17 protein-coding genes are annotated in these 17,513 nt (G+C 58.0%); 10 read left to right on the forward strand and 7 right to left on the reverse strand.

Annotation, left to right across the window (positions count from 1 at the left end; genetic code table 11):
• Positions 1-44 precede the first annotated feature (44 nt).
• The 4 genes from HZB23_00370 to moaC all read left to right on the forward strand — a co-directional run bounded on the left by HZB23_00370 (position 45) and on the right by moaC (position 8,102).
• Positions 45-1,889 (forward strand): alkaline phosphatase family protein, encoded by a 1,845-nt coding sequence (locus HZB23_00370; protein MBI5843104.1) that lies wholly within the window; start codon positions 45-47, stop codon positions 1,887-1,889.
• A 511-nt stretch (positions 1,890-2,400) separates the two neighbouring features.
• On the forward strand, positions 2,401-6,900 hold the full coding sequence (locus HZB23_00375; GenBank protein ID MBI5843105.1) for a hypothetical protein: 4,500 nt from the start codon (positions 2,401-2,403) through the stop codon (positions 6,898-6,900).
• Positions 6,901-6,972: 72 nt separating this feature from the next.
• Positions 6,973-7,596: a molybdenum cofactor guanylyltransferase gene (locus HZB23_00380; protein MBI5843106.1), complete on the forward strand. Its 624-nt coding sequence runs from the start codon at positions 6,973-6,975 to the stop codon at positions 7,594-7,596.
• A 62-nt stretch (positions 7,597-7,658) separates the two neighbouring features.
• On the forward strand, positions 7,659-8,102 hold the full coding sequence (gene moaC / locus HZB23_00385; protein ID MBI5843107.1) for a cyclic pyranopterin monophosphate synthase MoaC: 444 nt from the start codon (positions 7,659-7,661) through the stop codon (positions 8,100-8,102).
• A gap of 119 nt (positions 8,103-8,221) precedes the next feature.
• Here moaC and HZB23_00390 read toward each other — a convergent pair whose 3' ends face one another.
• The 7 genes from HZB23_00390 to HZB23_00420 all read right to left on the reverse strand — a co-directional run bounded on the left by HZB23_00390 (position 8,222) and on the right by HZB23_00420 (position 11,213).
• A complete protein-coding gene (locus HZB23_00390) occupies positions 8,222-8,575 on the reverse strand; it encodes an NINE protein (GenBank protein ID MBI5843108.1) in 354 nt (117 codons plus the stop codon).
• 173 nt (positions 8,576-8,748) lie between these two features.
• Positions 8,749-9,018: a hypothetical protein gene (locus HZB23_00395; GenBank protein MBI5843109.1), complete on the reverse strand. Its 270-nt coding sequence runs from the start codon at positions 9,016-9,018 to the stop codon at positions 8,749-8,751.
• Positions 9,019-9,063: 45 nt separating this feature from the next.
• Entirely contained in the window at positions 9,064-9,288 is a 225-nt protein-coding gene (locus tag HZB23_00400) for a type II toxin-antitoxin system HicA family toxin (GenBank protein MBI5843110.1), read from the reverse strand.
• A gap of 3 nt (positions 9,289-9,291) precedes the next feature.
• Positions 9,292-9,501 carry a type II toxin-antitoxin system HicB family antitoxin gene (locus HZB23_00405; protein ID MBI5843111.1) on the reverse strand — a complete coding sequence of 70 codons (210 nt, stop codon included), beginning with the start codon at positions 9,499-9,501 and terminating at the stop codon, positions 9,292-9,294.
• 213 nt (positions 9,502-9,714) lie between these two features.
• Positions 9,715-9,996 carry a hypothetical protein gene (locus HZB23_00410; protein ID MBI5843112.1) on the reverse strand — a complete coding sequence of 94 codons (282 nt, stop codon included), beginning with the start codon at positions 9,994-9,996 and terminating at the stop codon, positions 9,715-9,717.
• 18 nt (positions 9,997-10,014) lie between these two features.
• Complete coding sequence (locus HZB23_00415; protein ID MBI5843113.1) at positions 10,015-11,025, reverse strand: alpha/beta hydrolase; 1,011 nt, start codon at positions 11,023-11,025, stop codon at positions 10,015-10,017.
• Complete coding sequence (locus HZB23_00420) at positions 11,022-11,213, reverse strand: hypothetical protein (protein MBI5843114.1); 192 nt, start codon at positions 11,211-11,213, stop codon at positions 11,022-11,024. Before HZB23_00420 ends, HZB23_00415 begins: the two co-directional genes overlap by 4 nt.
• A gap of 223 nt (positions 11,214-11,436) precedes the next feature.
• Here HZB23_00420 and HZB23_00425 point away from each other — a divergent pair, with 223 nt between their 5' ends.
• The 6 genes from HZB23_00425 (at position 11,437) to HZB23_00450 (ending at position 17,500) form a co-directional block, all read left to right on the forward strand.
• Positions 11,437-11,646, forward strand: a complete 210-nt coding sequence (locus HZB23_00425) for a hypothetical protein (protein ID MBI5843115.1) — start codon at positions 11,437-11,439, stop codon at positions 11,644-11,646.
• A gap of 160 nt (positions 11,647-11,806) precedes the next feature.
• Positions 11,807-12,244 (forward strand): hypothetical protein, encoded by a 438-nt coding sequence (locus HZB23_00430; GenBank protein ID MBI5843116.1) that lies wholly within the window; start codon positions 11,807-11,809, stop codon positions 12,242-12,244.
• A 55-nt stretch (positions 12,245-12,299) separates the two neighbouring features.
• On the forward strand, positions 12,300-12,893 hold the full coding sequence (locus HZB23_00435) for a hypothetical protein (protein ID MBI5843117.1): 594 nt from the start codon (positions 12,300-12,302) through the stop codon (positions 12,891-12,893).
• A 228-nt stretch (positions 12,894-13,121) separates the two neighbouring features.
• The gene (locus HZB23_00440) at positions 13,122-14,993 is read left to right on the forward strand and encodes a sigma-54-dependent Fis family transcriptional regulator (GenBank protein ID MBI5843118.1); all 1,872 of its coding nucleotides are present in this window, start codon (positions 13,122-13,124) and stop codon (positions 14,991-14,993) included.
• Positions 14,994-15,309: 316 nt separating this feature from the next.
• A complete protein-coding gene (locus tag HZB23_00445) occupies positions 15,310-15,720 on the forward strand; it encodes a cobalamin B12-binding domain-containing protein (protein ID MBI5843119.1) in 411 nt (136 codons plus the stop codon).
• Positions 15,721-15,754: 34 nt separating this feature from the next.
• A complete protein-coding gene (locus tag HZB23_00450) occupies positions 15,755-17,500 on the forward strand; it encodes a methylmalonyl-CoA mutase (GenBank protein ID MBI5843120.1) in 1,746 nt (581 codons plus the stop codon).
• The last annotated feature ends 13 nt before the right edge of the window (positions 17,501-17,513 follow it).

The raw sequence follows: 17,513 nt of genomic DNA on the forward strand, positions 1-17,513 counted from the left end.
TTTAATGCGGGCAAGATGCCCGCGCTCCCAGGGAAAACCATGCCATGCTGGGAACGGATTTCAAACGCCGGGGGGATGACATGAAGGGCGAAGCAGACGGAAAGAGCGGAAAAGCGGGAACCGACATGGACCGCAGGGACTTTCTCAAGCTGGCAGCCACAGCGGCGGGCACGGCGGTTCTTGCCGGATGCGGCCTGTCGAAGGACTCCAAAAAATTCGCCGTCCCTGAAAGCCCCGCCGCCCGGAGCGGGAAGCCCAGGGCCATCTTCATAGCCATCGATTCCCTGCACCCGGCCTATCTCAACTTGAACGCGCGCGGTTTCGCCGGAGGCCGGGAGGGCGACTTTCTGATGCCCAACGTAAACAGGTTCCTCAAAGACGCCGCCTTTTACCCAAGGGCCGCCTGCTATCTTCCCTCGGCCACGGACATGAACCACTTGAACGCCCTTTCCGGCGCGAATTCCGGGTCCACCGGGATTCTTGGGGTTTACTGCCAGCCCGTGGGCTGGGATTCAAACGGGAAAATCGCGCTTAGAAACCTCCATCTTTCAATGGCCCGCGACAATCGGGGGGAAAGGGTGGACACCCTTTTTTCCGCGTTCAAGAGAAGGTGGCCGGACTCGGTAACGGCAATGGTTTCGGGAAAATTCTGGATAAGCGACATGTTCCGCTCTACTCCGGATTTCGACACGGCGGTTGACTGGCCCATAAGCGCCATGAACTTTCCGGGCTTTATCGCACCCCCCAAAAAGGGCAGCTTCGCGGACCCGGCCACGGATTCGGACGCTGACTGCGACCCGGAATCCCCCAGCCCCTTTCTTATCGCCCCGGACAACAAGGCCTTTGACCTTCAGACCATGATAAACCGCCGTCTTTCGGGCCAGAAAAAGGGGCTTTCCAGGGTGATGGAAAAGCGCCCGGAACGCTTTCCCCACGACGAATGGGTGGTGGACGCGACGCTGGCCCTGTACGAACGCGAGAAGCCCGACATGGGCTACGTGCTTCTTGGCCAGGCCGACGACGCGGGCCACTGCCTTGGCGCGGCCTGGGACCCGACCGAATTCGCGCCCACGGCGGATATCAAACTCCCCAAGGGATGCCCGGAAAACCAGGATTACAGGCTCGCCAGCATAAGGAACTCCGATGTCTGGCGCGAGCCCGTGCTGGACGCCATGAGGGACGTGGACCACGAGTTCGGGCGGCTGGTGGACGGCCTCAACAAGCTGGGGGTGCTGGAGGACGCCACCGTGGTGGTGCTCTCCGATCATTCCATGGAAACCCATCGCAAGGTTTCCGCCCCGGACGCCACCGACGTCCTGGCCATTCTGAAAAACGCCGGGCTGGACGTCGCGCCCTACACAGCCGTTTTCACGGTGAGCTCGTGCGGGCTGATATACTTCCGGGAAAAAAAGGAAATCGCCGCACGGGTGAAAAAGGTCCTTTCCGATTACGCCATAACGGACCCCGTTACGGGAAAATCAGAACAGCCCTTTCGGGTGCTGGACAGGGCGGGCATGAAGGCGGGGGTTCCCGGAGTGTGCATGGCGGGCGAGCTTTTTCACGAGTTTCTGCTGGAAAAGGACATGGAAAAAAGCCTTCTGTGGCCCGATCTGGCCATTTTCTGCAGAAACGGCTGGCAGCTTCCGGTTTACGCGGGGGCCATAGCGAACATCGCCTTCAAGATTCCCAAATGGACCCCGCCCTTCCTGCCCTTTCTGGGCGGGCACGGCTCGGTGGAGACCCTTCCCATCCTGGCGGCCATCCGCTCTCCATTGGTTTCGCCCGGAGTCTTTCAGGATGATATCCGCATAGCCGACCTTGGGGTCACCGCAGCCGGGCTCTGCGGCCTCTCCTTAAGGTCCGCCGCCGTGGGCCAGAGTCTTTTTTAGGATTTTTTTTCGGCCCTTCCTGGCCGCCGGAGTATGCCCCGCCTGCCTTTGCCCTGGTTTTGCGGGCTTTTTGCCTTTTCCCATCAAAAAGGTCGGGTTTGCCTTTATCATTTTTTATGGTGTATGATGTTCCTATAAATTTGACATCCGCCGCGAGGCGAATTTTTCAAGGCCACCCAAGATGTAACCCGGCCTGCCGACTACAACGCACCCAGGAGTGAAAAGCGCCATGAAACGCACCCTTCCCGTGTCCCTCGCCTTTGTATTGGTGTTCACCCTGGCCGCGTTTTCCGTGGACGCCTTCCTCACGCCGACGCCGCTTCACGCCTGAGCGCCTCCCCATCTGCTGACCGTGATTGTCAGCCCCGCCAATTCAGGTGCTGTTGTGATCACCCCAGGGCCATTAGGGGGGCCGTGCCAGGCTTATCCCTGCTATCCTGCATTAAACGTAAGCGGCGACTACAGCTTTCAGGCGTATGCAAATTCGGGATACGTGTTTTCCCACTGGGCGATGGATCCCTACGAACCTGATACGCTTCCCGCTGATAATCCACATACTGTCAATATAACATGCAATGGAACGGTAACCGCGTATTTTACGGTTCCGGCCATAACAGGCGCGGTCTGGAACGACCTTGACAAGGACGGCATCCAGGACGGCGGCGGCGAGACTGGTCGAAGCGGCCTTGCGGTAAAGCTCAGGAAGGTCTCGGACGATTCCCTTGCGGGCGAGACAAACACCGACGCCAACGGGGCCTTCTCCTTCACCGGAAAGGCTGCGGCTGACTACTACATCGTTTTCCCCGAAACCGTGGGCTGGCTCTTTTCCCCCATGGACCAGGGCGGGAACGATGCGACGGATTCCGACGCGGACCCGGCCACCACACGCACCGCGAACTTCACCTGGAACGCTTCCGGCAACCTCGACCGCGACTGCGGCACATACCAGTTTCCGGGCAACGTGAGCGCGGCCACGGCAAAGACCATGACCGAGACCATCGACGGACTCGTAGTCATAGACGTCCGGGACAACTCATCCTATTGCGCGGGCCACGCGCCCTGCGCCGTCAACCGCCCCTGGGCGTCCGGGTCGCTCAATTTCACCGGGCTCACCAAGGCGGCGAAAACCCTGGTCGTGGGCGTGGACGGCATCGACTCCACCAGGGCCTCGGCCTATCTTGTGGAAAACGGCTTCACCGACGTATCCAACATGACCGCCCCCTGGTCCTCCTGGACCGGAACAAGCGTTGCCTGCGCCGACACCTACCCCGTGGCCGATCCAGGCCCGGACAGGGTAATCACCGAAGATACCCTGATTACGCTGAACGGTTCCGGCTCCACCCAGGCCGCCATCAAAAGTTACCTTTGGGAGCAGGTCTCCGGGCCAGTTGTCGCCATAAACAACGCCAACACCCTTTCTCCCTCATTCGTAACCCCAAGGGTGGACGCGCCAACCAACCTCGTTTTCCGCCTCACCGTCACCGCCATGTGCGGGTCGGTGGAACATAAGGACGTCACCGTAACAGTTACGGACACCGGCTTCACGGCCCACGCCAAGGGCATAGTGTGGAACGACCTTGACAAGGACGGCGTGCAGGACGAGGGCGAGCCGGGCTTAAGCGGGGTCACCGTTACCCTCTACCGGTCGGGAACCGGCGATTACGCCAACGAGACCACCACCGACTTGAACGGCCTGTGGGAAATGTCCGTGCCGGTTTCCGGCAACTACTACGTGGTTTTCGGGCGGCCCGCGAATATTCTTTTCTCGCCCATGGATCAGGGCGGCAACGACGCTCTCGATTCGGACGCCAACCCGGACACCGGCCAGAGCGCGGACCTTGCCTTCACCGTTGACGGAACGGACCTTGACATCGACGCGGGAACCTGGCTCTTCGAGTCGGTCTTCACTCCCGCCGAGGCCCTTTCCGCCACCAGCGCCAGGCCGGTTCCTGTGGTGATCGACATTCGGGACAACCCGGCCTATTGCGGCGGCCATATCTATTGCGCCTTCAATCTCACCTGGCCGGAGGCGCTCAAGGCTGGCATGGGCGGGATAGGCCTTGACTACGACATACTCATAGTGGACGCAGACGGAAGCCTTGCCGCAATGGCGGCGGCATGGCTGAAATCCCAGGGCTTTACCGACGTCACCATAATGAGCGGCGGCATGGCCGCCTGGACGGGCGGGACCCAGGCCTGCGCCGAGGTCTGGCCTGCGGCGGCGGCGGGAGGCTTCATTACCGTCACCGAGGGGGCTCCGGTGAATCTTTCCGGGGCCGGAAGCTCAACCCAGGGCATCCATTCCACATCCTGGACCCAGACATCCGGGCCTGCGGTTACCCTCACCGGCGCTGACGGGCTCACGCCCTCATTCACCGCGCCCCTTGTGACCGGCAACCAGACCCTCACCTTCCGGCTTTTCATAGAGGCCGCGTGCGGCCCGACGGCCCAGGACACCGCCACCGTTATCGTTTACGACGTGGGCTTTTCGGGCAGGGTTGCGGGAAAGGCCTGGAACGACCTTGACACCGACGGCGTCCAGGACGGCGGCGGCGAAACGGGCCTTGCCGGGGTTACTGTGAAACTCTACGAGGCCTCCAACAATAACCTCACCGGCTCCGCCACCACGGCGGCTGACGGTTCCTACAACTTCAACGTCACAAAGGACGTTGACTGGTACGTGAAGTTCACCCCGCCTGCCGGTTACGTGTTCTCGCTTCAGAACCAGGGCGGCGACGAAACGGATTCCGACGCGGACCGGGGCACGGGCGTGACGGATTCGGCCAACATTCCGGCTGACGGCGGCTCGGTGGCGCTTGACGCCGGTCTTTCCCTCTATCCCAATAACGTTGACATCGCCGGGGCCAAAAACCTCATCGACGCGAAACCGAACCTCGTGGTGATCGACGTGCGCGAGGCGGACACGGAATTCTGCGCCGCAGGCGGGCACATCCACTGCGCCGTAAACTACCCCTTGACCAGCGGCTACCTTGCGGCCCATTACGCCGAGCTTGACCCCAACGCCGAAACCCTGGTCATCTGCGCCGTTGGCGGCAGAAGCACCCAGGCCCTGAACTTCCTTCTCTCCAAGGGCTTCACGAACCTGTACAACACGGTTCCCGGCATGAACGCCTGGATATCCGGGGGCTATCCGGTAACCACCTGCGGAGCCCCCTTCCCGGTGGCCGCAGCAGGAGACGACCAGAGCGTGAACGAGGCGGCCCAGGTCACCTTAAACGGCTCGCTCTCATCCACGGCGGGTTTTTCCGCTTACACCTGGACCCAGAAGGCAGGGCCGGCGGTCGGCCTTTCCAACATCCACGCCCAAAGCCCCACCTTCACCGCGCCCCTTGTGAACGGGGCCACTGACCTCGTGTTCGAGATAAAGGTTTCCGCCAAGTGCGGGGCCGACGCCATGGACGAGGTAAAGGTCACCGTGAACGATCTCGGATTCACGGTGGCGGCGTCGGGCTTCGTGTGGAACGATCCCGACCATGACGGCTACCAGGACCCCGAAGAAACTGGTATCGACAACGTGACGGTTAAGCTCTACGACGCCTCCACCGACGCGGTGGCGGCCCAGGCAGCCACGGCTGGCGGCGGCTTCTACCAGATGGCGGTCCCCTCGCCCGGCAATTATTACGCCCGTTTCACCCCGCCCGCCGGGTACATGTTCACGCCCAAGGACATCAACGTCGATGATCTCGATTCCGACGCGGACCCCGCCCTTGGAAAGACCGATACGGCGGCCCTTTCCACGGACGGCGTGAACCAGGACTGGGATTGCGGGATGTACGCCTTTTCCGGCAACGTAAGCCCGGCCCAGGCCCTGGACCTTTTGAAGACCAGGCCGAATCTGGTCATCGTTGATGTTCGGGAAAACGCCACCGAATTCTGCGCCGCAGGCGGACACATCTACTGCGCGGTCAATTTCCCATGGACCAGCGGTTATCTTATTGCCAATTACGGCGAACTGGACCCCACAGCCGAAACCCTCGTCACCTGCGCGGTGGGCGGGCGCAGCACCCAGGCCGTGAACTTCCTTGCGGCCCACGGTTTCACGAATCTCTACAACATGGTTCCGGGCATGAACGACTGGATAACGGCTGCCTACCCGGTTGCCGTGTGCGGCCAGCCCTTCCCGGTGTCCGACGCCGGGATCGACTCGGTGATGGAGGAAGGCCGCACCGTCACCATAGGCGGGCCTAACACCAGCCGAATGGACGATTTCTTCCAGTACGAATGGACCCAGACGGCGGGGCCGGTCGTGGCGCTTTCCAACGCGAGCGCCATAACCGCAACCTTCGTGGCCCCCAAGGTCTCCATGCCCACGTCCGTCGTGTTCTCGCTCCGAACCTATACCGACCGCTGCGAGTCGGCCACCACCGACACCGTAACCGTAACAGTGGGCGACAACGGCCTGAACGAGGCGAATTATCCTGGGGCAGACGTCACCTTCAAGACCTGGGACGGCTCCGGCGGCCTTGGCATCGACGCGGAACTGGGCGAGCTGGTGGCTCTCGCCGCCGTTGACCCGGCCAGCATCGCGGCAACCGCCGGGCGTCCCGAAACCTTCCCCTTCGGCCTCGTAAGCCTCGGCATGAGGACAACGGTGGGCGGAACCGCTCGTTTCGTCATCATCCTTCCGAGCGCGGCCCCGGCCAACGCAAGCTGGTACAAGTACGGGCGCGCGGGCTGGAAGAACCTTGCGGCAACGGGAGCGGCGGTCTTCGACGCCACCCGCACCAGGGTCACCATAAGCATCGTGGACGGCGGGGCCGACGACGCCGACGGGCTCGCCAACGGCATGGTTCTCGATCCTTCCGGCCTTGGCACCGTAACCGCGCCCGCGCCCGACCAGGACAAGCCGAAAACCGATGCGGGAGGCGGAGGCGGCTGCTTCGTGGAGGCGCTTCCTAAGATCGGCGCGAGGTGCATGGGCAGGGCGGCCCTAAGCCTCGTGGTGCTGGCCCTGATACTCTTTCTTGCAATACCTTCAAAAAGAAGGTAGCTGAAAAAGGCCGGGCCGGGGGAAGCGCAAGCGCCCTCTTCCCGGCCTTTTTCCAGAGAGGGGTTTTTGGGTTTGGACGCGAAAAAAATTTCAGGGGCCATCCTGGCTGGCGGGGGAGCCTCCCGCATGGGAGGCGTCAACAAGGCCCTCTGCCCGGTGGGCGGCCGCCCCATGGTTTCCAGGGTGGCTGACGCCCTGGCCGGTGTTTTCGACGAGGTCTTCGTGGCGGCCAATGACGTGGCCTCGTTCATGTTTCTCGATCTTGCCGTTTTCTCCGACGTGGAAGGCGGGCTCTCGTCCCTCTCCGGCCTTCATACCGCGCTTTTTTACGCGAAGACCTCCCACGTTTTCGTGTCCCCCTGCGACGCGCCCTTTGTCTCCCCGGAAATGATAAGGCTCATCTGCGGCGCTGCCGACGAGAACGACGACGTGGTGGTGCCCCGCACCGGTCTTGGGTTCGAGCCCCTGTGCGCCCTTTATTCAAAGCGCTGCCTCAACCCGATTGCGGCGAGGCTTGCGGCGGGAAGGCTCAAGCTCACGGGCTTTTACAACAGCGTGCGGGTGAAGCAGATTTCCGAGGACGACTTGAGGCGGATCGACCCGCTTCTTCTGTCCTTCAGAAACGTCAACACGCCGGAAGACCTGGCCCAGGTTGAACAACTGGCCGCGCAGGGCGGCTGCACAGGGGGGAGCTGACCTTGGAAGATGAAAAAGGGCGGGGCGGACTGACCCACACCGATGGCGACGGCCGGGTGAGCATGGTGGACGTGACGGAAAAGCCCCCCACGGTACGCACGGCCCGGGCCGGGGCCGTGGTGCGCATGAAGCCGGAGACCTTGGCCCTTGTAATGGAGGGCCGGGTGAAAAAGGGAAGCGTCTGGGAAACCGCCAAAATCGCCGGGATCATGGCAGCCAAGAAAACCGGCGAGCTGATCCCCCTGTGCCATCCCTTGGCCATCACCCACGCGGGCGTGGAATTTTTTCCGGAGCCTTCAACCGGCCTTGTGCGCATAGAGGCCACGGCCACGGTCACCGGCCCCACCGGGGTGGAGATGGAGGCCCTCACCGCCGTTGCTGTGGCGGCTCTCACCCTTTACGACATGGTGAAGGCCGTGGACAGGGCCGTGGTGATAACGGATATAAGGCTCCTGGAAAAAAGCGGCGGCAGAAGCGGGCATTACCTTGCGGACAAGGACGCCTGAAAGGCCGCCGCCCGGCCTTCCGCAGCCCGTTGAAAAAGGCTGGATTTAAAGCCTGTCTGCCAGTCTCAATTTTGGCGATGAAGCGAGGGCACTGTCGATTCGCGTTTTTAGACAGGCTGTCAGAGGTTTCCGTACTTCGCGATAAAATCCTCCTCGCTCATCACCAGGAGCAGAATGGCTTCGATTATCCCCACCACAGCCGGAATCCCGGTCCAGAAAAAGGCGAGGTAGAGGATTCCCCAGCCGGTCTGGCCCAGGTAGAACTTGTGCGCGCCGATGACGCCCAGAAAAAAGGCGAAGAGTATCGCCGCCAGCCTGTTTTTGCCGTTGGGGGCCGTTTGCCCCAGGCCGCCCCCGAAGGGCGGCGGAAACTGCCGGACCCCGCACTTGGGGCAGATTTCGGCCCTGGCCTTGATTATCTCGCCACATTCCGTGCAGTATTTTTCGTCGCTTGCCTTGGGGATGGATGACATTTAAGGCTCCCTTTTTTACCGTTGACCCCCCGCGCGAAAATTTCACGGGGCGGATTTTTTCGGATCATCCGCAATCAAACCGAATGAAAACCATACCATATAATCTGCCCGTTCGGCAAGGCGGGCCGGAATTTTCGGAAGGCGGAAATTTTGCATGGGGCCGCGTTTGCGGCCTAGGACCGGCCTGAAGGGCTGTTTTCCGGCGGGTTGGGCGAGGCTTCGGGCAGGGAGTAGAAAACGAGCTCCCATTCCTGGGAGCCGGTGTCGTGGCGGAGAATGTAAAGGCCCCCGTCGTCTGCGAGAACCTTGAAGTAGCGGTGATCCGGCGCAAGCCAGGCATCCAGGATTTCAGCCACCGTGCGCCTTGCTCCCCCCAAGGAAAAGGAGACCGGCGTCTCCTCGCCCCTGGAATGGGCCGTGCAGGTTACGTTGACGATTTCCATCATCCGGTTTTCTTTCAGGAGCGGCTGTGAAATTCCAATCGGACACTATTTGTGTTTGAGCATTTCATCCAGTGCAATACCGATGTCTTTTGATATCTGGCGCAGCAGGATGGGGGAGATGTCGCGGCCCTGGTGAAACGGAACGGTTGTGGAGCGTCCCTGGGAGTCGCGGAACTGTTTGTGCGACCCCCTCTGGCGGACTTCGGTGAAGCCGAGTCTTAGAAGGATGGCGATGACTTCATGGGGTTTGAGAATCGGAACAGTTCCCATGAGTCATGCCATTACCACGTTCTGAACTCCGATAAACTCGCATTCCAGCACGGGTTCGCCGTCTTCGAGAAGCATTGAAATCACTTCGTGAAGGTTGCGGCGCAGCTCATCCAGGGATTCCCCCTGGGCGTGCGCGCCGGGAAATCCCGGCACAAAACCCACATAGAGGCCTGTTTGCGGGCAACGCTCGATTATCGCCGAGTAGTTTTTCATTTTGCCCTGCCAGGTTAAAAAGATATCGGTGTCATCATTTTGCCCCAAAAATCCGAATCGGAGACTGACGTTCAGTTCCGTTGATATTTTTTTACCACACATCAGGGCAGGGCGCAACGATCGGGCGGAAAAGCAGACAGGGGCGACCGGCTGGCCGCCCCTGCTTTTTTGACGCGGACATCACCTGCCCGTTAACACCTCGAACCGGCCTGCTCAGTAGTTTTCCTTCTCCTCCACCACGCCCTCGGCCTTGTCCAGGATTTCCGTGGCGATCTTGTCCACCTCGTTGTTGACCTTTCTTATGACGTCGTAGATGGCCCCTATGGTCTGATCCTGGAGCTTCCCGGCAGACTTGGCCGATGACTCCAGGGGCTCGATTTTTTCCAGGGCCGAAAAGGGGAGCTTCGCGATGGCCTTGTGGATTTCCTCAACAGAGGTCGCGCCCTTGTTCACAACGTCTATCACCAAATCCTTCAAGCCTCTCAAGCGGTTCATGGCTGCTCCTTATGGTGTTTACGGTTGGGGGTTCGATTCTTCCAGGCACCAGGCTTTTATCTGCTCATATACCTTGGGGTGGGCGGCCAGGGCGAAATGGTGAAGGCCCGGAAAGACCACCTGGTTTTCCGCCTCGAAAACCGGGGCGTTTTTGACTCCGGAGGCAGGCGGCACGGCGCTGGGTATGCGCACCAGAATGTCGCCTATGGCCTTGGTGACCGGGTGGTCCGGGTCGCGGTTCAGGGTCCCGGCCACGGTGTAGTGGCGGGCGTGGGGCAAAAGCTCAGCCTTTTGGCGGCGGTTCTTCAAAAGCTCGTCAGGATCGTGCCCCTTCCACTCCTCGTCTATCACGTATCCGAAGCGCAAATCCTTGATGGCGGCGCTTCTTAAGTTGATGAGGTCCGCAACCACCCAGGTGTAGGCGGTGGGCACGGCCTTTAAAAGCCACGTGAAGGTGTTGCCCACTTTTTCCAGGGGGGCTCCCAGGTGGGGCGAGCCCAGGTAGAAAACCCGGCTTACGGCGCGGGTCCAGGCCGAGCCCTTTTCGATTCCGTAATGGCAGGCGCTTCGAATTATAAGCCCGCCCATGCTGTGGCCTATCAGCACGATCTCGGAGATTTTTCCGGGCCAGACGGAGAAAAGCTCCTCCATCATGCGGTTGAACTCCCTGCCGTTTTCCGAGATGTGAAGACCCGTATTATACCTCAAATAAAAGGGAGTGTATCCCAAATCTTTTTTAAGAAGCGTTCCGTAGTCGGTTTCCGGCTCGCCTGGAAAACCGAACAGGACCTCGTTGCAGCAGAGGCCATGAACCATTACAACGACCTTTTCCCCGGCGTCCGGGTGGGCCGCGCGGACGCCGCGCCACGAAAGGGAAAGGGGCTCGCCCTTGTGGTAAAAGGCCATTTTCTGGGAAAGGCCGTTATTCCTGGCCGAGAGATAATCCCCCGCAATTCCATTCACCACCCCCTGGCCAAGGTCAGCCGAAGCCTTGAAAATGCCGCCCATCCTTTCGAAGAAGCGGTTCATTTTCCGCCACGGGCTTTCCACAGGCTCCGCACTCCGCCCGACCACACAGCATTGATCATCCATGATTCCATCTCCTTGCCCGCTGTGGCGTCCATCAAGGTGAAATCCCTCACAAAAAGCGCCGGTTGTGCGGTGAACCTGGTTCCGGCTGCTGCGGACCTTGTTTTTCTGGTTCTGCACGGTGTCATGGCGGCTCCTCCTTGTTGTTTTTCTCAAGGGCCAAATTTTCCGCCCTTTTGGAAAGACCATAAGACACGCAAATTTATTTGTCAAGAAAAATAATCAAAATATTTTGACATTAATTTTTGCGCAGAAAATTTATGCTCTTTTTTTATGCTCAAAATATTTGAGCATTAAATATTGACAAAAAGGATCGGGCGTTGTATTTTGTAATCAAGGAGGAAAAGAAAAATGGCGATAAGGCGAGCTGACGAAAACAAGGACGAGAAGACCACTATACTTCGGGTGACCATTCCCAAGAGGCTTTTGGACGAGATACGGGAAACCCGGAGGGCCTGCTCGAAACAGGGCTTTGTGTTCGACATAAAGCCCGACGTGGAACAGGCCCTGGAACGGGCGCTCTTCGAGGCCAAAAAGGCCCTGGGCGCGGCAGGCGGCTAGACGGGGAAGCCCCGGCGCTTTCCCAGCCGGGTTGTGATCAAAAACATGGACCACTATGCGCCATCCCCCTGGTTCCTTACCAGGGGGATGGCGCTGTTTGCCGACTTCATATTGTTAAGGAAAATATTATTGTTTCAAACTCCAATTTGGATGAAACATAATGAAAACAGCCAAAACAATTGTATATCTAACTGTTGTTTCTATTTTTGCTGTTATTGTTTCGGTTGCTTATTGCGATGAATATTCAAATAAGACAAGACAAGATGATAAAAAATTTGGCCTTACTATAGAACAAGATGTTGTTGAAACAGATAAAGAAGGCGATACATCTTCCAATGAAAGATGGGAGCACATACAAAATCAATTAAGATACGTAAAAATTGGAATGAAAAAAACTGAAGTTATTGAACTATTGGGATATCCAGATGGAATTGAATATACCCCGTCAAATATCATGCAATATTCAGCAGATGATAATATTTTAGGAAATCGACATCTATCTGTTCCAATGCATATTAATATTGTTTTAGATGACGATAACAAAGTAATTGAAATACGGAAAAACGCTTTTCTTTATGGCCCGCAGCCTGATTGTTGAAGTTTAAGAATTGCCAAGGCATTAATGCATGGAATGAGTCAAAAAGGTGAGAACTGTGAGAAAAAAAACTGTAAATCTAAAAATTGTATGTTATATTATAATGATAATGTTTATTTTTCAGTTGTCAAACTATAATATTGATATTGTAAATAGCGGTGAGCCACAAGCTAAGCCTGTAATTAAAAAAATGCCAACCAGCGAAATATTTAAAAAACTTGGTACTATTTTATCAGATAGTAATGTAATTGTTGAAATTTTTGATGCTAACTCAGTTATTTTAAACCAAGCCAACAAAAAAATTTTTATCACACAGCTTAAAAAAATTGCATTAATGAAAGATATTGAAATTATATTTGATCCGGTTGGACATTATGGTCCACCTCTTATTATGCCAGATACAGGCGTTAATATATATAAAAAGAATAATAAAGATAAGAAAATGATACAAATTTTATATTTTTCTGGACCGATTTCTAAAAATGAATCAGAAGAAGGAACAGAGTGTATTTTTTTCTCAACATTATACATTGATACAAAACAAATCCCAGGTTTTATTATTTCCATTTGGGGCAAGGATGCTCATAATTTCATTTCCGAAATTAGGGCAATCTATAACAAGCAGCAGGCCGCTTCATTAAAAAAGCGCTGAGTTTCCATATTTTATCGTAATGCAACAGGCCGTCATCTCACCTCGAAATCGACCTTGCGGTCTGCCGGGATGGCGGCTGAGATTTTTATGCCCGCTTTACAAATGCTCAATTTGGGTATAAATTGACCCAATATGGCCGAAAAAGTCCCGGATCGTCCTTTTTGCGACCCAATCCGGCAGGCCGTCCCTGTTCCCAACCCGTCTTCCCTTCCCGGAAAAGAGGCGTTCATGTCACCAACCGACCCCAAGTACGTCCTGGCCGAACACCTCAATATACTTGCCGAGCAAAAGGGGAAGCTCGAGGAGAAGAGCAGGTTCTTCGAGGCCCTTCTGCGCGGGCTTCCGGGCATCTTCTACGTTTTCGACGAGAAGCTGAAACTGGTCCTCTGGAACGAAAACGCAGAAGCCGTCACGGGCTACAGCCAGGACGATCTCAAGCAGGACGACCTTCTGGAAATGATCACCGAGGCCGACCGCCGCACGGTCCTCCGGGCCATAAGGGGGGCCTTCGCCACGGGTTTCGGGGTCACCGAGGCCCGCATGACCACCAAGGACGGGCGGGCCATTCCGTATTTTTTCACCGGCCAGAGCACCCGCATCGACGACAAGGCCTACCTTGTGGGCATGGGCCTGGATATGAGCCCGGTGAAGCAGGCCGAAAGCGCCTTGAAGGAAAGCGAGGCCCTTTATCATCTTTTCGCCGAGCGCATGACCGAGGGCGTGATGCTCTTCACCGGCCCGAAAATCCTTTTCGTGAACCGGGCCTTTTGCGACATGTGCGGCTATGAAAGCATGGAAGAGCTGATGAAGGTGAAGCCCCTGGACCTTGCCGCCGAAAGCTACACCATATACTTCCGGGAGCTTTACGACGCCCTGGCGGCGGGGCTTGCCCAGGAGCGCTTTTTCCAGGCCCGCTGGAAGAAAAAGGACGGCGCGGAAATCTGGGTGGAGGGCAGGGGAAACCGCATCTTCTGGAAGGAAAAGCCAAGCATCATCATAACCGTGCGGGACATCACCGAGGCCAAGGAAAAAGAGCTTTCCATGAAGGAGGAGGCCGAGCAGCTCCGGCGTGAAAACGTCAATCTGCGAAGCTCGATCAAGGACCGCTACAAGTTCGGCGACATAATCGGCAAAAGCCCCGCCATGCAGAAGGTTTACGAGCTGGTGCTTAACGCCGCAGCCACCTCCGCCAACGTCATAATATACGGTGAGTCCGGCACGGGCAAGGAGCTTGTGGCGCGCGCCATTCATCTCATGAGCAGCCGCAGCAAGAACGATTTCGTGCCCGTGAACTGCGCGGCCATTCCCGAAAACCTTCTGGAAAGCGAGTTTTTCGGCCACAAGAAGGGGGCCTTCACCGGCGCCCACACCGACAAGCACGGGTTTTTGGACCTTGCCGACGCGGGCACCCTTTTTCTGGACGAGGTGGGCGAGCTTACCCCGGTCCTCCAGGTGAAGCTCCTGCGGGCAATTGAGGGCGGCGGCTACACCCCGGTGGGGTCCAACGCCACCAAGACCTCCAATTTCAGGATCATCGCCGCCACCAACCGGAACCTCATGGACCTTTGCCGCAAGGGCCAGATGCGCGAGGACTTCTTCTTCAGAATCCACATAATCCCCATCACCATCCCGCCCCTTCGCCAGCGCAAGGACGACATACCGCTTCTGGTGGAGCATTTCCTTCGGGTCTACTCGCCCGATAAAAAATTCGTGCCCCTTCCGGGGCAGGTGATGGAGGCCCTTTCCAACTACGACTGGCCGGGCAACGTCCGGGAGCTTCAGAACGTGATCCAGCGCTACCTTACGGTGAAGCGCCTGGACTTCCTCACCCCCCAGGCCCTTGGCGGCCACTCCGGGCGGGGGGCCGAGCCTTCGCCAGCTCCTTCAGCATTCGCGCACAATCCTGCCGCCAACCCCGCGTACTCCGGCGAGGACGAGGAAGGCCAGGTGGGCCTTAGGGACGCCACCCAGAGTGTGGAAAAGAACGTGATCCAGGAGGCCCTGGACCAGAACCGCTGGAACAAGTCCAGGACCGCCCTGGCCCTTGGAATTTCCCGAAAAACCCTTTTCCGCAAGATGCAGCAGTTTGGGCTGATTTGACCCAAATTGGATACTTTGGGTCATCATGACCCAATTTGAGGCGTCCCGCCAATTATTTCAAGCTCTTAAGCCGTAGCGCGACCCGCTCCGGCCCCGTCTTTTTCGAATCATGAGTCAACTGCGCCCGCCTGCGCCCTGTCCGGGCGGGCGCGGGACGGTTTCCCGTCAAGGGCCTTTCCAGTTCAACATCCTGAAATAACAAGCATACCTTAAAAGCATCCTCCTTTGGCACTCATCTTGCTCTATCATGGATGAAAAGGACAATTGTCCATATTTTGCCGTTGCCCGAAAAGGGGCGCGCACATGGGAGGAACAAATGGAAGAGGGCGGAAAAATCCGGGTTCTGATCGCAAAACCGGGCCTGGACGGCCATGAACGCGGCGCGCGCATCATCGCATACGGCCTTAGGGACGCGGGCTTCGAGGTCATCTACACGGGCCTTCGCCAGACGCCCCAGGAAATAGCCAGGGCCGCAGTTGAGGAAGACGCCGACGTGGTGGGGCTTTCCATTCTTTCGGGCGCGCACCTTTCCCTCACCCAAAAGGTGCTGGACCGCCTGAAAGACGCCAATGCGGGCGACATAATGGTGATCGTGGGCGGGGTCATACCGGATGCCGACGTGGAACCCCTGGAGAAAATGGGCGTGGCGGGAGTCTTCACCGCAGGAACGCCCATAACGGCGGTGGCGGAATTCATCAAGACAGAAATCGCCAAGAAATCGAAATGATACGGGGATAATCCCGATAGGAGCTTACGCCCCCATGAGCGACATCGAAAAAATAAAAAAGGAAAAGGCCCGGTGGGAGGAGGAAGAGCTCACCCCCAGGCTGAAGAAATTCAACCTGGAAAAGCCCGTAACGAGCTTCTGCACCCCGGTGGACCTTCCGGAACACGATTTTCTTAATAAGGTAGGCTTTCCCGGCGAATACCCCTTCACAGCCGGAAACGCCTCGGTGGAGTTCTGGAAGGCGAATTCAAAGCTGGCGGCCCTTTTCGGGTTCCGGCCCGACTGGGGCGGCACGCGGGGCGTGGGCAAATACGGCGGCTTCGGCACAGCAGAGGATTACCGCGACTATCTGATCAGGATGCATTCCATGGGCCGCACGGGCGGGCCCAACATCGCCTTCGATCTGGCCACCCAGTGCGGCTATGATTCGGACTCCGAGTACGCCGAGGGTGAAATCGGCAAGGTGGGCGTGGCCATTGACACCTTCCGCGATCTGGCCGTGATCTACGAGCCCTACACCGGCGACAAGGAAATCGACAAACAGCCGTCCAATTTCACCATCAACGCGCCCTGCGTGGTGATCCTGGCCATGTATTATGTTTTGGCCAAAAAGCGCGGGGTAGACCCCGCCAAACTCCACGGCACGCCCCAGAACGACATTTTAAAGGAATTCATAGCGCGCGGCACCTACATCTATCCGCCGGGGCCGAGCCTTCGCCTGTTCAAGGACTCGCTGGTCTTCATGCGGCGGAACATGCCGAAATTCAACGTGAATTCCATCGGCGGCTACCACATGCGCGAGGCGGGCGCTACACGCGTGCAGGACCTGGCCTTCTCCATGGCCAACGCGGCGGCCTACTTGAAGGCGGGAATCGAGGCTGGGCTCGACATCAACGACTTCGCCCAGATGTTCACCTTCAACGCCTTCGGCGGCAGCATGGAGATTTATCACGAGATCGCCTTTCACAGGGCCTCCCGCCGCATCTATTCCAGGCTTTTGAAGGAGACCTTCGGGGCCACAAATCCCAAGGCCATGATCATCCGCCAGCCGGTTTCGGCCCACATCGGCTGCTCGTCAACAACCCTCCAGAGGCCCATCAACAACTGGGTGCGGGCCGCAGTTGGCGGGGTGGCGGCTGGCATGACGGGTTACATCCCGGCGGCCTTCCCGCCCTGGGACGAGCCTATGGGCCTTGGCCACAGCCAGGAAGCCACCCAGATGCAGTTCGACGCCACCCGGATCCTCATGTACGAAACCGGTCTCACCGACGTGCAGGACCCCTGGGCCGGGTCGTATTTCATGGAGAGCCTCACGGATCAGACCGAAGCCGAGGCCCTTGCGGAAATGGCGAAAATCGAGGCCATGGGCGGGGCGGTGGCGGCCATAGATTCCGGCTACATGCAGCGGGCCGTGGCGAAATCCGCCTATGAGAAGCAGAAGCGCATCGAGTCCCAGGAAGACCTTGTGGTGGGCGTCAACTGCTTCACCGGCCCCCTTGAGCAGGATGTGAGGGTCAACACCGCCGTGGAGCCGACTTATGACCCGGTGCGCATGGCCACAGCCGAGGAGCGCCAGGTGGCCAAACTTAAGGCGCTCAAGCGCGAGCGCGACAACAGGACCGTCGCCTCGCTCTTAAACACCCTGAAAGATCACGCGAAGGACGAAAACAAGAACCTCATGCCGGACATCTGCGAGGCTGTGGAAAACGACTGCACCTTGCAGGAAATCTGCGATGTCATGAGGGAAGTTTTTGGAGTCTATCAGCAGGTGAAGCTGTAGCGCTCAGAGACTG

The sequence above is a fragment of the Deltaproteobacteria bacterium genome (assembly GCA_016235345.1).
In the GTDB taxonomy this organism is placed as follows: Bacteria; Desulfobacterota; Desulfobacteria; order Desulfobacterales; family Desulfatibacillaceae; genus JACRLG01.

Bases quoted from the DNA above. Each gene is read 5' to 3' on its own strand.
- HZB23_00370 (MBI5843104.1), top strand. From the start codon at position 45: ATGCTGGGAACGGATTTCAAACGCCGGGGGGATGACATGAAGGGCGAA.
- HZB23_00375 (MBI5843105.1), top strand. From the start codon at position 2,401: ATGGATCCCTACGAACCTGATACGCTTCCCGCTGATAATCCACATACT.
- moaC (MBI5843107.1), top strand. From the start codon at position 7,659: ATGGTGGACGTGACGGAAAAGCCCCCCACGGTACGCACGGCCCGGGCC.
- HZB23_00390 (MBI5843108.1), bottom strand. From the start codon at position 8,575: ATGTCATCCATCCCCAAGGCAAGCGACGAAAAATACTGCACGGAATGT.
- HZB23_00395 (MBI5843109.1), bottom strand. From the start codon at position 9,018: ATGGAAATCGTCAACGTAACCTGCACGGCCCATTCCAGGGGCGAGGAG.
- HZB23_00400 (MBI5843110.1), bottom strand. From the start codon at position 9,288: ATGGGAACTGTTCCGATTCTCAAACCCCATGAAGTCATCGCCATCCTT.
- HZB23_00405 (MBI5843111.1), bottom strand. From the start codon at position 9,501: ATGAAAAACTACTCGGCGATAATCGAGCGTTGCCCGCAAACAGGCCTC.
- HZB23_00410 (MBI5843112.1), bottom strand. From the start codon at position 9,996: ATGAACCGCTTGAGAGGCTTGAAGGATTTGGTGATAGACGTTGTGAAC.
- HZB23_00415 (MBI5843113.1), bottom strand. From the start codon at position 11,025: ATGAACCGCTTCTTCGAAAGGATGGGCGGCATTTTCAAGGCTTCGGCT.
- HZB23_00420 (MBI5843114.1), bottom strand. From the start codon at position 11,213: ATGACACCGTGCAGAACCAGAAAAACAAGGTCCGCAGCAGCCGGAACC.
- HZB23_00425 (MBI5843115.1), top strand. From the start codon at position 11,437: ATGGCGATAAGGCGAGCTGACGAAAACAAGGACGAGAAGACCACTATA.
- HZB23_00430 (MBI5843116.1), top strand. From the start codon at position 11,807: ATGAAAACAGCCAAAACAATTGTATATCTAACTGTTGTTTCTATTTTT.
- HZB23_00440 (MBI5843118.1), top strand. From the start codon at position 13,122: ATGTCACCAACCGACCCCAAGTACGTCCTGGCCGAACACCTCAATATA.
- HZB23_00445 (MBI5843119.1), top strand. From the start codon at position 15,310: ATGGAAGAGGGCGGAAAAATCCGGGTTCTGATCGCAAAACCGGGCCTG.
- HZB23_00450 (MBI5843120.1), top strand. From the start codon at position 15,755: ATGAGCGACATCGAAAAAATAAAAAAGGAAAAGGCCCGGTGGGAGGAG.